Source organism: Mesorhizobium sp. M0761, assembly GCF_040320205.1.
Taxonomy (GTDB): Bacteria; Pseudomonadota; Alphaproteobacteria; order Rhizobiales; family Rhizobiaceae; genus Mesorhizobium.
Genome location: NZ_JAMYPF010000004.1, coordinates 158218 through 172283 on the forward strand (window position 1 = coordinate 158218; position 14066 = coordinate 172283).

13 protein-coding genes and 1 pseudogene are annotated in these 14066 nt (G+C 63.6%); all 14 read left to right on the top strand.

Features of this window, described 5'->3' with window-relative positions; translation table 11 throughout:
- Positions 1-39: 39 nt before the first annotated feature.
- The 14 genes and pseudogenes from NKI32_RS08370 (at position 40) to NKI32_RS08435 (ending at position 14021) form a co-directional block, all read left to right on the top strand.
- Positions 40-1653 carry an extracellular solute-binding protein gene (locus NKI32_RS08370; protein ID WP_353002498.1) on the top strand — a complete coding sequence of 538 codons (1614 nt, stop codon included), beginning with the start codon at positions 40-42 and terminating at the stop codon, positions 1651-1653.
- 81 nt (positions 1654-1734) lie between these two features.
- Positions 1735-2595, top strand: a complete 861-nt coding sequence (locus NKI32_RS08375) for a carbohydrate ABC transporter permease (protein ID WP_352511325.1) — start codon at positions 1735-1737, stop codon at positions 2593-2595.
- Positions 2592-3548 (top strand): carbohydrate ABC transporter permease, encoded by a 957-nt coding sequence (locus NKI32_RS08380; RefSeq protein ID WP_023834197.1) that lies wholly within the window; start codon positions 2592-2594, stop codon positions 3546-3548. Before NKI32_RS08375 ends, NKI32_RS08380 begins: the two co-directional genes overlap by 4 nt.
- A complete protein-coding gene (locus tag NKI32_RS08385) occupies positions 3545-4636 on the top strand; it encodes an ABC transporter ATP-binding protein (RefSeq protein WP_352511324.1) in 1092 nt (363 codons plus the stop codon). The genes NKI32_RS08380 and NKI32_RS08385 overlap by 4 nt, the downstream gene beginning before the upstream one ends.
- Position 4637: 1 nt before the next feature.
- Positions 4638-5699 carry an ABC transporter ATP-binding protein gene (locus tag NKI32_RS08390; protein WP_352511323.1) on the top strand — a complete coding sequence of 354 codons (1062 nt, stop codon included), beginning with the start codon at positions 4638-4640 and terminating at the stop codon, positions 5697-5699.
- 35 nt (positions 5700-5734) lie between these two features.
- On the top strand, positions 5735-6832 hold the full coding sequence (locus tag NKI32_RS08395) for a Gfo/Idh/MocA family protein (RefSeq protein WP_352511322.1): 1098 nt from the start codon (positions 5735-5737) through the stop codon (positions 6830-6832).
- 26 nt (positions 6833-6858) lie between these two features.
- Entirely contained in the window at positions 6859-7773 is a 915-nt protein-coding gene (locus NKI32_RS08400; protein ID WP_352511320.1) for a sugar phosphate isomerase/epimerase family protein, read from the top strand.
- 55 nt (positions 7774-7828) lie between these two features.
- Positions 7829-8770: a sugar ABC transporter substrate-binding protein gene (locus tag NKI32_RS08405; protein WP_023689426.1), complete on the top strand. Its 942-nt coding sequence runs from the start codon at positions 7829-7831 to the stop codon at positions 8768-8770.
- 61 nt (positions 8771-8831) lie between these two features.
- Positions 8832-9836, top strand: coding sequence for an ABC transporter permease (locus NKI32_RS08410; RefSeq protein WP_050586906.1), 1005 nt, complete (start codon positions 8832-8834; stop codon positions 9834-9836).
- Positions 9833-10615 carry an ATP-binding cassette domain-containing protein gene (locus tag NKI32_RS08415; RefSeq protein ID WP_196814833.1) on the top strand — a complete coding sequence of 261 codons (783 nt, stop codon included), beginning with the start codon at positions 9833-9835 and terminating at the stop codon, positions 10613-10615. Before NKI32_RS08410 ends, NKI32_RS08415 begins: the two co-directional genes overlap by 4 nt.
- 10 nt (positions 10616-10625) lie before the next feature.
- Positions 10626-11801, top strand: a complete 1176-nt coding sequence (locus tag NKI32_RS08420; protein ID WP_352511318.1) for an aldose 1-epimerase family protein — start codon at positions 10626-10628, stop codon at positions 11799-11801.
- 117 nt (positions 11802-11918) lie between these two features.
- On the top strand, positions 11919-13013 hold the full coding sequence (locus tag NKI32_RS08425; RefSeq protein ID WP_023709721.1) for a fatty acid desaturase family protein: 1095 nt from the start codon (positions 11919-11921) through the stop codon (positions 13011-13013).
- Positions 13014-13040: 27 nt separating this feature from the next.
- Positions 13041-13335, top strand: a pseudogene (locus NKI32_RS08430) (Rieske 2Fe-2S domain-containing protein).
- A gap of 368 nt (positions 13336-13703) precedes the next feature.
- Positions 13704-14021: a hypothetical protein gene (locus tag NKI32_RS08435; protein ID WP_352511316.1), complete on the top strand. Its 318-nt coding sequence runs from the start codon at positions 13704-13706 to the stop codon at positions 14019-14021.
- Positions 14022-14066: the final 45 nt, after the last annotated feature.

Genomic DNA, 14066 nt, shown 5'->3' on the forward strand with positions numbered 1-14066 from the left:
GCTCGTGGAGGAAACATTGGCCCTGAGGGAGGAATTCCAATGTCTGATCTGATCCGCATATCGCGACGCCGATTGCTGGCGTCCGGAGGAAAGGCGGCGGTGTTCGTAGCCGCGGCAGGTATCGCCCCGCAATTCATCCGTCCCGGCCGTGCCCTTGCGGCCGACGCGCTGGCGCCAGGCATGGTCGGCGGCCCCACCGGTTTCGAGGGCGCCGAGCGCTATCAATATGGCGCCGACACGCCGGAAGGCCGTGCCGTTGAGGCGGCCAAGGCCTTGAAGGGAGCTGGCAAGGCACCGGCCAAGATCGTACTTGGCCTGTCGGATGGCTCGATTGGCCAACTCACACAGCCTTTCCCTGCGGGTGCGCCGTCGATCAAGGAGCTGTGGGAAAAGGAAACCGGCATCCAGATCGAGATCGTCGGCCTGCCGAACGGCCAGGAATTCACCAAGACGATGCAGGACATCTCCACCAAGGGTGGGGCCTATGACATCTACTCGACGGAATGGAACCGGCTAGGCGACCTCGCCGAGACCGGCGGCATCGCCAAGCTCGACGACTTCGTCGCCCAGTACAAGCCCGAATGGGACGATCCCAAGACCGGCTATGTCGACGGCGCCAAGGGCGTGTCGCTGCTCAACAAATATCGCGGGTCCAACTATGGCGTGTCGTTGGACGGCGACTTCCAGACCTGGGTCTACCGCAGCGACCTGTTCGGCGACGCCGCCGAGCAGAAGGCGTTCAAGGACAAATTCGGCTACGATCTGGCGCCGCCGAAGACCTGGAAGCAGCACAGTGACATCGCGGGCTTCTTCCAGCGGCCCGACAAGGGCCTGTTCGGCTCCACCGACCTGCGCAACCAGGGCTGGGGCTACACCAACTGGTATCAGCGCTATGTCTCGATGGCATCGCCCAACCAGTTCCTGTTCGGCGACGACGGCAAGCCGCTGATCAATTCCGAGCACGGCATTGCCGCCACCAACGAATATGTCGGCTCGCTGGTTCATCACTCGCCGGACGCGATCTCCTGGGGCTGGCCGGAGCAGTATGGAAATTTCGCCAAGGGCGGCGCGGCGATGACCTGCGCCTTCTCGAACCTGCCGAAATTCCTCGACAATGCCGGCAACAAGGATTCTGCCGTCACCGGCAAGATCGGCTCGATGCTGCCGCCCGGCCGCGAAGTCGACGGCAAGCTGATCAGCCGTTCCGTGCTGTGGTTCTCGCTGACCGGCATGGTCTCGTCTCAGTCGAAAAACCAGGAGGTCGCCTACCTCTTGCTGCAGTGGCTGGGCTCCGCCCGCATCTATGCCTGGATGAGCGCCAATCCGGGCGGCTATCTCGATCCGTTCCGGCTCTCGGATTTCTCCGATCCGCTGGTGCGCCAGACCTACCACGCCTACCACATCGACGTGGTGCGCGAGACCGTCGCCCGCACGGTGCCGACGATCAACTATCCCGGCGCCACCGCCTTCCACAACGCATTGGACGAAAACCTGATGGCGTCGCTGACCAAAGCCAAGACAGCGGAACAGGCGATGGCCGACACGGAAGCGGAGTGGAAGAAGATCGCCCGCCGCATCGGCGAGGACAAATTGCTCGAAGCCATCAGGACGAACAAGGAGGCCTGGCCGACTGTTCTCGACCCGATCAGCTGATCCGTCTCCCTGGATCAGCGCTGGAGGGGAAGAGCATCTGTTCCTCCCCGCCGCAGTCAACGCCACCAGCAAAGCAGCCAGATGAAGCGTTCCGTCCCCTTCGAGATATTCCGCTACGCCGCGATCTTCGCGGCGATGGCGGTGACGCTGGTGCCGATCCTGTGGATGGTGTCGATGGCCTTCAAGCCGATCGCCGAATGGTCGGCGACCGGCGCCGACCTGACATGGTGGCCGAAGAACCCGACGCTCGGCAATTTCCAGTTCGTCTTCGGTGAATCCAACAACAATCTGATCGTGGCGCTCGACCGCACCGCGCTGAAGCCGATCCTGTCGTCGCTGCTGTCGGCGGTGTTCGGCACGGCGATCGCGATGTCGGCGGGCACGGCTGCGGCCTACGGGCTGTCGCGTTTCGGCTCGGGCCAGAACCTGCCGCTGGCGCTGATCCAGCTCAGGCTGTTTCCGCCAATGGCGGTGATGATCCCGGTCATGATCATGTGGGCCTTCCTGAACTTCACCGACAGCTGGTTTGGCCTGGCGCTGATCTACGGCATCGTCACCCTGCCATTCGCTTTCTGGCTCATGAAGACCTTCTTCGACGACATGCCGCGCGAGATCGAGGAAGCGGCGCTTGTCGAAGGTTGTTCGTGGCTGCGCGTCTTCACCCGCATCACGCTGCCGATGATGCGCGCACCGCTGGCCAGCGCCGCCCTCTTCGTCTTCATCCTCAACTGGTCGGACTATCTGATCGCGCTGCTCCTGACGACGCGCGAATGGGTGACGATCCCCGTCTACATGGCCTCGCTGTCCTCCTCGATGACCGGTCAACTCTATGGCGCCAAGGCCGCGCTCGGTCTTATCGCCGCGGTGCCGCCGGTCATCATGGGCATTGCCATCCAGCGCCATCTGGTGCGCGGCCTGACGTTCGGCGCGCTCAAGCAATGAGCGCGGTGACCGTGACTGTCTCGAAGGACGCAAAGGCCGCGCTTGGCAAGCCCGCGCTGCGGGACGAGGGAGCGCGGCTGGGATTCCGGCTGACGCTGCCGGCGCAGGTTTTGGTGCTCTTCATCTCCGTCTTCCCGCTGCTGATGCAGCTCTACATCAGCGTCACCGACTGGTCGCCGCTCTCCGGCCTCGGCTGGTGGAACGCATGGGAGATGTGGAACAGCTTCGCCAACTACACCGACCTTGCCGCCGATGCGCGCTTCTGGAGCGCGCTGAGGCGCACGGCCATCGTCATGGTCGTGTGCGTGCCCGTCGAATTCCTGCTTGGCCTGGCATTGGCGACGCTGTTCGCGGACGATTTTCCGGGCAAGCGGATCTTCTATTCGATCCTGCTGATGCCGATGATGGTGGTTCCAGCGGTGGCCGGCTACATGTTCTTCATGCTGTTCCAGTCGGGCGGGCCGCTGAACGACATCCTGTCGGCACTCAGCGGTTCCCGCGTCACCATCGCCTGGCTGTCTGACCCCACACTGGCGCTGATCGCGGTGATCATCGCCGATATCTGGCAATGGACGCCGCTGATGTTCCTGATTCTGCTTGCCGGCCTGGTCGGCGTGCCGCAGGACCAGATCAAGGCGGCGACCCTGCTCGGCGCCAATCCGTGGCAGCGCTTCGTCACCATCGTGCTGCCGAAGATGAAGACGATCATCATCATCGCGCTGGCGATCCGTGTCATCGAGAACTTCAAGATCTTCGACACGCTCTACATCATGACCGGCGGCGGCCCCGGCGTCGCCACGGAGACGATCTCCGTCTACATCTACAAGGTCACGACGCAGGACCTGATCTGGGGCTATGTGGCGGCGATCGCACTGGCCATCCTGGTCGTGCTTTCGATCGTTGCCGTATTCGCCATGAAGCGCATGGCGCGCGCAAGGCTGGTGCCGGCATGAGTGCGATCCAGCTGCGCAACCTGGTCAAGACCTTTGGCGAGTTCACGGCGCTGAAGACCATGGACCTCGACATCGCCGATGGCGAGTTCATGGCGCTGCTCGGGCCTTCGGGCTGCGGCAAGTCGACAACGATGAACATGATAGCCGGCATGGAGGAGCCGACCAGCGGCAAGATCCTGTTTGGCGAGCGCGACATGGCCGGCGTGCCCATGGGCCGCCGCGGCGTCGGCTTCGTTTTCCAGAACTATGCCATCTTCACCCATATGACGGTGCGCCAGAACCTTGCCTATGGGCCGCGGATGCGTGGTGCGGCGAAAGCTGAGATCGACCGCCGCGTCGGCGCCACCGCCGAGCTGCTGCAGTTGACGCCGCTGCTCGACCGCAAGGCCGACCGGCTCTCGGTCAACATCCTGCAGCGGGTGGCAATCGGACGCTCGGCGATCATGGAGCCGGCCATCTTCCTGCTCGACGAGCCGCTGTCCAATGTCGACGCCGCCTTCCGGGCGGTAATGCGGACCGAGCTCAAGCAGCTGCAGCGCCAGTTCAGGCAGACGATGGTCTACGTCACCCATGACCAGCTCGAGGCCATGACCATGGCCGACCGCATTGCCGTCATGGATCACGGCGTGCTGCAGCAGGTGGGAACGCCGCTGGAAGTCTACAACAATCCAGCCAATGTCTTCGTCGCCCGCTTCATCGGCGCTCCGGGCATGAACCTGCTGAAGGGAAGGCCGGCGGAGAGCGACCTGGGCCTGGTGGTCGATCTCGGGCCACTGGGGGTCACGCCGACGCTGCCGGATGCGCTGGCCGCCACCTTGCGCGGATCGCGCTCTGAGGTGCTTTACGGCTTCCGGCCCGAACAGGTGTCGCTGGTGCAGAGCGGGCAGGGCCTCGCCATGCCGGTGAGCTTCGTCGAGCGGATCGGCGCGAGGACCATCGTCCATCTCGGCGATGGCGAGACCGCCGTGAAGGCGGTGTTCGACAATGCTGTCGGACTGTCGATCGGCGAGCTTGCCGTCGTCGCCCCCGTGGCATCGTCCGTGCGTGTCTTCGATGCCCGCAGCGGCATTGCGATGAAGGCAGGTTGACATGGCCGATATCGTCTTTCGCAATGTCAGCAAGCGTTACGGCACGACGCTCGCCGTCGACGACGCGTCGTTCACCGTCAATGACAACGAATTCTTCTGCTTCTTCGGGCCGCCGCTGTCGGGCAAATCGACAATCCTGCGCCTGGTGCTCGGGCTGGAGACGCCTGACGCCGGAGAGATCCTGATCGGCGGCAAACCGGTCAACACCGTCTCGCCGGCCGAGCGCAATGTCGCCATGGTGTTCCAGAACCTGGCGCTGTTCCCCCATATGAGCGCGCGCGAAAATGTGCGTTTCCCGCTGGTCGAGCGCAAGGTCGCCGAGGCCCAGATCGAGAAGCGTGTCGCCGACGTGGCCGCCAAGCTCCACATCGGCCATATCCTGCACAAGCCGCCGGCGCAGCTTTCCGGTGGCGAGCGGCAGCGCGTGGCCATAGCCCGCGCCCTGGTGCGCGACCCGAACGCCTATCTGATGGACGACCCGATCTCTGCGCTCGATGCGCGGCTGCGCGAGGAAACGCGCGTCGAGCTCAAGCGCATCCAGCGCGAACTCGGCAAGACGCTGATCTACGTCACCCATGACCAGGAAGAGGCGATGTCGATCGCCGACCGCATCGCCATTCTGGAGAATGGCAGGATCCGGCAGATCGGCGCCCCGTCCGAGATCTACGACCGCCCGGCGAACACCTATGTGGCGCGACTGCTTGGTTCGCCTGTCATGAACATCCTCAAATCCGTGCGCGGCGACGGTGGCATCGAGGCCGCCGAAGGCGCGGTCAGCATCGACGATCGCGCTGCTCCGGCCGACGCGATCGAAATCGGGCTGAGGCCGGAGGACATCAAGGTCCGGCCCTGGGTCGACGGGGGCGTTGGCCGCCCGGCACGCGTGTTCGAGGTCGAGCCGCTTGGCGGCTACACGGTGGTAACGCTCGCCGCCGGAGAGGCGCGGCTGAAGGCGCTGCTGCGCGGCCAGCCCGACATCAGGCCGGATGCGGCGGTAGCGATATCCTGCGAGCCGGCCCGGGTGCATTATTTCGGGCAGGACGGAGGCGCGTTGGCGAGATGATCGCGGCTGCGAAAACAGAATTGCGGGAGGAAGACATGGCGAGCGAAGGCTTCGAGCCGGACGTGAAGGTCCGCACGAAAGAATACCGTATCGGCTGCATCGGCGCCGGCATGATCATGGCCGAGTGCCATCTGGCAGCCTATCGCGAAGCGGGGTTCAACGTGATGGCGATCGCCTCGCGGACCCGTTCCAATGCGCAGAAGGTCGCCACGCGTTGGGACATCCCGACCGTGCACGACACGCCGGAACAGCTGATCGAGGATTCTGAGGTCGAGATCGTCGACCTTGCCTTTCCGCCCGACCAGCAGCCGGCGCTGATCCGCCATGCGCTGAAGCAGCCTCACATCAAGGCGATCCTGGCGCAGAAGCCACTGGCGCTGTCGGTCGATGAAGCCGTGAAGCTGCGCGACGAAGCATCAAAGTCCGGCAAGATCCTCTCGGTCAACCAGAACATGCGCTACGACCAGTCGATGCGCGTTCTGAAGCAGATCATCGACAGCGGCGCGCTGGGCGACATCGTCTTCGCGCAGATCGACATGCATGCCATCCCGCACTGGCAGACTTTCCTTCAGGATTACGACCGGCTGACGCTCGCCAATATGAGCGTGCACCATCTCGACGTGCTGCGCTTCCTGTTCGGCGATCCCTCGGAAATCACCACGCTGACACGCAAGGACCCGCGCACGACATTCGAGCATAGCGACGGCATCACCGTCTCGACGCTGCGCTTTCCCTCCGGCGTGCTCGCCGTGTCGCTGGAGGATGTCTGGTCCGGACCGCGCCAGGAGGGCTATCTGGACGACCAGCACATCAACTGGCGCGTCGACGGCACCAAGGGTGTCGCCAAAGGCACGATCGGCTGGCCGAAAGGCGCTGCCTCGACGCTGACCTACGCGTCGACCGAGACGACCGGCGGCGAATGGGTCAGCCCGAGCTGGGACACGATGTGGTTCCCGCATGCCTTCATCGGCGTGATGGAGCAATTGCAGCATGCGGTGAAGACAGGCGCGCCGCCGGCGCTCTCCGTCGCCGACAACGTCAAGACAATGGCACTGGTCGAGGCCGGCTATCGCTCGATCCACGAGGGCCGCACCGTCAAGCTTTCCGAAATCTCGATAAAATCAGCCAACTGAATCGCTTACAGGGAGGAATTCACATCATGATGCAGGCAGGTATTTTCACGGGCTATTTCCCGTACGGCCTCGAAGAGACGGCAAAGAAGATCCGCGGGCTCGGTTTCAACACGGTGCAGCTCGACCTGCATTTTAGGGATATCGATCTGTCGGCCGGGCAGATCACTGAGGAAAAGGCCAAGCAGGTGCGCGACGTCTTCCGCGACAACAACCTGCCGATCTGCTGCGTGTCGGGCTACACCAACATCATCCATCCCGACAAATCCGAGCGCGACAAGCGCGTCGGCTATCTCAAGGAGATCCTCCGCAACGCCCGCAGCTTCGGCTCGCCCTACGTGATCTCCGAGACCGGTACCTACAACACCGAATCCGACTGGGTGCATCACCCGAAGAACAAGACCGAGGAAGGATTCGAGGAATGCCGCAAGGTGATCGCCGAGCTTGCCCAGACCGCCTATGACCATGGCGCGGTCTTCCTCCTCGAGACCTACGTCAACAACGTCGTTGGCTCGGTCGAGGAGACGGTGAAGATGTTCGCCCACGTCGACCATCCCGGCCTCGGCCTGCTGATGGATCCGACCAACTATTTCGAAACCCACAACATCGACAGGATGGACCAGATCCTGAACCAGGTGTTCGATACGCTGACCGACAAGATCAAGATCGCGCATGCCAAGGACGTCAAGCGTTCGGGCAGCGACAAGTCGGAAAAGCATGCCGACATCGGCGACGAGGATGCGATGGAGAGCCACACCTTCCGCGGCGTCGGCGAGATCGAGCTGCCGGCGCCCGGGCTGGGATCGCTGAATTACGATCTCTATCTGCAGCGGCTGGCGGAAAAGCACCCAAACATCCCGGTCATCATCGAGCATCTCTCGGAAGACGACGTGCCGCGCGCGAAGAAATTCCTCGACGGGAAGTTCCGCGCCAACGGCCTGTGAGCGCCGGTTGCGCCGCCGGCGCATGGCGGCGCAACTCCAACCAAGGGAGGAATGAATGTTGAAATTCGCATTGAAAGTGGCTGCCGCGGCAACGCTGGTGGCCGGGGTCTCCTTGAGCCTGCCGGCATTCGCGCAGGACGGCCAGAAGACCTTCTATCTGCTGTCGCATGGTGGCCCTTCGGACGCGTTCTGGATCGACTGGAATGCCGGCGCGACCAAGGCCTGCGACCAGCTCAAGGTGACCTGCAAGATCTCGTTCAGCGGCGGCGACATGGCGGCGCAGAAGGAGGCTTTCAACTCGGCGCTCGCCGCCAAGCCGGACGGCATCGCCACCACCTCGGCTCAGCCCGGCCTGTGGACGGAGGAGGTGAAGGCCGCCAAGGCCGCCGGCATACCGATCGTGTTCTTCAACACCGACGATCCGGCGACCGGGCGGCAGGCCTATGTCGGGGCCGACCTCAGGGAAGCGGGCGTCATCTGGGCCAAGTATCTCGTCGACCACAAGATGGTGAAGCAGGGCGACAAGGTGTTCCTGCCGGTCGAAGTGCCGGGCGCCAGCTACCAGCAGCTGGAGACCGAGGGCATCGCCAGCGTCTTCGATCCGCTCGGCATCAAGTACGACGTGGTCGATTGCGGCACCGACCCGGCCGGCATCATCGCCAAGATGACCGACTACATGGTCGCCAACAATCCGCCGGCAATCATTGCACTCGGCGATTCCGTGGCAGCAAGCATCAAACGCGTCTTCGACGGGGCCGGTGTGTCGGCCGGCAAGGTCCCGGTCGTCGGCTGGGGCAACTCAAAGGAGACGGCCGAGGCGGTCAAGTCCGGCTTCGTCAATGCTGCGGCCTGGCAGTACCCGTCGGCGCAGGGCTTCATGCCGGTGGCGCTGCTCGGGCTTGCGGCCTCTGGCGAGCCGATCGGCTACGACATTCACACATTCAGCCTCTACGACGCCTCGAGCGTCGAGCCGATCCTGAAACTCTACAACAAGTGACGACAATCGGCGCCCGCCCCGAAATGGCGGGCGCCGGACGAAACGCATGGTCCTGACAGATATGGCAATCACAGCAGACGACGACACGCAGCGAGCGAAGGGCAGGTCTGCGCTGCTGCGTTCGCCGCAATTCTCCTCGCTCATCATCCTCATCGTGCTGCTCGTGGTATTCGCCATCGCCGACGGCAACTTCCTGTCGCCGCTCAACATATCCAACATGATGGCGTTCCTGCCCGAGCTCGGCATCATCGCTCTCGGCATGACGCTGCTGCTGACGGCGGGCGAGTTCGATCTGTCGGTCGGCGCCGTGTTCGGCCTTGCGCCCGTCGTGGTGATGCTGCTGGTGCAGAATGGCGGTATCGACATCGGCGTCGCCCTCCTGGCCGGGCTTGTGCTGTGCATCGCGATCGGCGCCATCAACGGGCTGATCGTCACCAAGATCGGCATTTCCTCGTTCCTGGTCACGCTGTCGATGCTGCTCGTCGTGCGCGGCGCGGCGCTCTACATCACGCAGGGATTCCCCCTGAAGTCGTGGGACCAGCCCGGCTTCTTCGTCACGCTGCTTGCCGGCAGCTTCAATGTAGGCTCGTTCCGGTTCTACACCTCGCTCTGGTGGTTCATCGGCCTGTCGCTGCTGGCGATTTACATCCTGCGCTACGCCAAGCTCGGCAACTGGATCAGCGCGATCGGCAGCAACCGCAACGCAGCGGTGGCGCGCGGCGTGCCGGCCGACGCGGTCAAGATCTGGCTGTTCATCCTGACCTCGGTGGTGGCCGGGCTGGCCGGCATGATCAGCGCGTTCCGGATTTCGGCCGCCTCGCCGGTGGCCGGCACCGGCTACGAACTCGAAGTGATCGCCATGGTGGTGGTCGGCGGCACGGCGCTCACCGGCGGGCGCGGCACCATCCTCGGCACCATCGTCGGCGCGCTGATGCTGCGCGCCATCCGCAACGGCATCGTGCTGATCGGTGTGCCGGGCTTGGCATACAACATCTTCGTCGGCGTCATCATCCTCGCCATGCTCATCCTGCACGCTTTGCTGCAGAAGAACGCCGCAAGGAGCTGAGGATGGAAGTGCTGCGTCTGCAAGACCTGCAAAAGTCCTTCGGCAACGTGCGTGCGCTGAAGAACGCCTCGTTCACCCTCAACGAAGGCGAGGTGGTTGCCCTGCTTGGCGACAATGGCGCCGGCAAGTCGACGCTGATCAAAGCGATCTCCGGCGTCTTCCCGGCCGACCACGGCGACATCTTCGTGCGCGGCGAGAAGGCGTCGATCCGCTCGACGCGCGACGCGATGGACCTCGGCATCGAGACTATCCATCAGGACACATCGCTCGCGCCGGACCTCAGCATCGCGCGCAATCTTTTCTTGGGTCGGGAGCCGGTCAATTTCGGCTGGCTCGGCGTGTTCGCGCCCCTCGACCTCGCCAAGCTTCGCAACGCCGCCTCGGCGCTGCTGAAGCGGGTCGGCATTTCGAAAAAGCTCGATGCCGATGCACTGGTTAGCACGCTCTCGGGCGGTGAGCGGCAATCGATCGCGATCTCGCGCGCCATGCAGTTCGCCGCCAAGGTGATCATACTCGACGAGCCGACCAACAATCTTGGCGTCGAGGAAACCCACGGCGTGCTGCGCTTCGTCAAGGAGGTGCGCGACGCCGGCCACTCGGTGCTGCTCATCACCCACAACATCCACCACGTGTTCCAGGTCGCCGACCGCATCATCGTCATGCGCCGCGGCGAAATCGTCGCGGAACAGACGGTCGCCGACACCGACCTGTTGACGGTGGAAAGCATCATCACCGGCGCCGACATGTCGGCCTTGCTCAAGGAGGCGAGGGCAAAGTGAAGGACGTCGCATGGTAGAGCTTTACGGCAAGACGCTGTCGCGAAGGCAGGTGGCCGAGCGGTCCGGCATGCTGTCGCAGTTTGCCGGTGTGCGGCTTATGACGCTCGGCGACGGCGTGGAGCGCGGCATCCGGATGCTCGAGTTCCGCACCGGCTCCGGCCTGCGCTTCACGGCGCTGGTCGACCGGGCGCTTGATATCGCCGATTGCGACTTCCGGGGCCAGGCGATCGGCTGGCATTCGCCGAGCGGCTTTCGCCACCCCGGACTGCACGAGCATGAAGGGGAGGACGGTTTCGCCTTTGGCCGGTCGTTCTCGGGGCTGCTCGTCACCTGCGGCCTCGATCATATACTGGGCCGGCAAGACGTGCCGGCCGAAAGCTACAATTATCCCGGGCGCAAGCGGGTATTGCACTCGCTGCATGGCCGCATCGGCACCGTGCCGGCGCGGCTGACCGGCTACGGCGAGGCCTGGGACGGCGACCGCTGCGTGCTGTGGGCGGAAGGCATCGTCCAGCAGGCAACCGTGTTCGGCGAGGATCTCCAGTTGCTGCGCCGCATCGAGGCCGATGTCGGCGGCACCGAGATCCGGCTGTCGGACCGCGTCGTCAATCACGGTTTCAGCCGCACGCCGCACATGTATTTCTATCACGTCAATGTCAGCCATCCCCTGCTCGACGAGGGTTCGCGTTACCTGGCGCCGATCCGGGATGTCGTCTGGGCGGCGCACGCCGGCGAACGCTACGAGGCGCAGAAAGTCGGCTACCGAACCGTGCCGGCGCCGCAGCTGGGATTCAGCGAGCAGGTCTGGGAGCACGAGCTTGGCGCCGATGCGGCGGGCGAGGTGCCGGTGGCCGTCGTCAATGACCACCTGGGCCTCGGCTTCGAGGTCGTTACCCGCAAGGATCAGCTGCCCTGCACCTATCAGTGGCAGAACTTCCAGGCAGGCCTATATGCGTTGGGAATCGAACCCTCGACGCATCATGTTCTCGGCAATCTCGCCGCGCGCGAACGGGGCGAGATGATCTGGCTGGACCATGGCGAAAGCCGCTCCTATGACGCCGTGTTCCGGGTGCTCGACGGTGCCGGTCAGATCGCCCAAGCGGAAGCGAGGATAGGGTCGATCGCCCGGCAGCCGCAACAGGATTACCCTGCGCCGTCGGGCGCTTTTGCGAGACTGCAGGCGTGACCGGCTTGAAACACACGATCGGTTGCCGCGGCGGGCGGGAAGTGCGCCGGAATACGGAAGCAGGCGCGGCCCGGCCGACCCCAGGCGGCCCTTGCGGAGCGCAGGCGGGAAACGGAGATGACGATGACGGCAAGCAGGAAGCGCGACTACAGCCTGGTCGGTGAAAGCACCAAGCGCGCCATCGAGACCGGATTGGCTTCGGCCGAATGGTATCACACCGATGTCCCGCGCAAGGCGATCAAGGAGTTGATGCAACGCTCCGACGGGCCGGCGATCCGCGACACGATCATCTGGGTCGCGGCGATCCTGGTGTCGGCCGCCGGCATCGTATGGTTCTGGGGCACGTGGTGGGTGGTACCGTTCCTGTTCGTCTATGGCGTGCTTTACGGCTCGTCGAGCGACTCGCGCTGGCACGAATGCGGCCACGGCACCGCGTTCCGGACGCGCTGGATGAACGATGTCGTTTACCAGATCTCAAGCTTCATGCTGATGCGCAACCCAGTGCAATGGCGCTGGAGCCATGCCCGCCATCACACCGATACCATCATCGTCGGCCGCGATGCCGAAATCGCCGTCATGCGCCCCCCAGATCTGCTGCGGGCGGCGCTCGCCTTCACCGGTATTCTCGATTTCCGCTATTCGCTGCCGACGCTGGTGCGCCAGGCGTTCGGCAAGCTGTCCGATGAAGAGAAGAGCTATATCCCCGAGATGGAGCAGCACAAGGCGGTGATCGCTGCGCGCTGGCATGTCGCCATCTATGCGGCGACAGTCGGGCTGGCGTTGTTCACGTGGTCGCTGCTGCCGCTGGTGCTGATCGGCCTGCCGCGCCTCTATGGCAGCTGGCACATGGTGCTGACAGGGTTGCTGCAGCATATCGGCCTGGCCGACAATGTCGTCGACCACCGGCTGAACACGCGCACCGTCTACATGAACCCGGTCAGCCGCTTCATCTACTGGAACATGAATTATCACGTCGAACACCATATGTTCCCGATGGTGCCCTATCATGCGCTGCCAAGACTGCACGAGCTGATCAAGCACGACCTGCCGGTGGCGAACCCGTCGATGTGGCATGCCTATCGCGAGGTCTGGCCGGTGCTGCTTCGACAGCTGAAATATGAGGATTTCTATCTTAAGCGGAAATTGCCGCCGACAGCCAGACCCTATCGCGGCGAATTTCACCAGGTGGATATGTCGGCGGCCGCTGAATAGCGACAGCGAATTTTGCCGGAGCCGGAGATTGCTGACTGGATCGAAGCGTGCGCGGTGGACGACATCTCCAAAGAGGATGTCATCTGCTTCGATCCTCCCGGTTTGCCGCTCGCCCGATGACGAGTTCTTCGCCACCGACGGATATTGGACGCATGAGAAGGCGCATCTAGCCGAAAGCTGGTGATCGGCGACGTCATCGATGCCCGAAGCACAATGGCCGCTTCAATTACAACACCGGCCAGGCCAGGGCGCGCCGGTCTGCGTCAATCTCGCGATCTATCCGGTGAGAATCGAGGCCGGCAACGTGGTGATCCAGATCTGACGCGTGGTAACCGATCCAGCACCGCGTCTAGCAAACACAGAGTGACGTTTTCATGAGCCGAAAGAGGCCGACCGTCGCGATCTGCGCGCGATGAAGCGCCAGCTGACCATGCTGCGCGTGCTGACCATGGACGTAGCCGGGGCCGTCGAGCGGGAGTGGGTCGATCAACTCGGTGCCGCCGGAGCTGTGCTGAACCCTATATCGCAATGCGGCCCCCAGCCTGTTCACCGTGCCGGGCTAGAATTTCTTCGAGATCGGCACCGCCGACGATTTTCTTAGTTGGGCTTTCCGGCTCCGGGCGCCGACGCCGTCATTGCAGCGCCGGCTATGCCACGGTCACCGTGCCCAGACATATGTGCTCGGCCCCTTTGGACCCTGATCGACAAGATCCTGATTCACTGCTGCTTCTGCTGATCAGCTTTGAGGTGCTGATTGTGCGGTTTGATCCGCCAGCGTTGATACTGGGCGCTACCGCGATCGAAGCGGAAGGACAGCGCCTGCCAGCGGGAAAACGACCGCCTGCGCAAGATCAGTTTGAGGGAAGGAGATGGAAATTATTGGTGCGCAGCGAGCGCGGCAAAGCTGCGCAGGTGATCGTGGCTGGAAAGCGTCGCTACAAAGGCGGTGCGTTTGTCAGTTTGGAAGCCGACACGCGTCCGGCAGACGACGGTGATCTCGCTGGCTGACTGCGGCGCGGGATTATTATTGAACGACGGCAGGAAGTAGGCTCG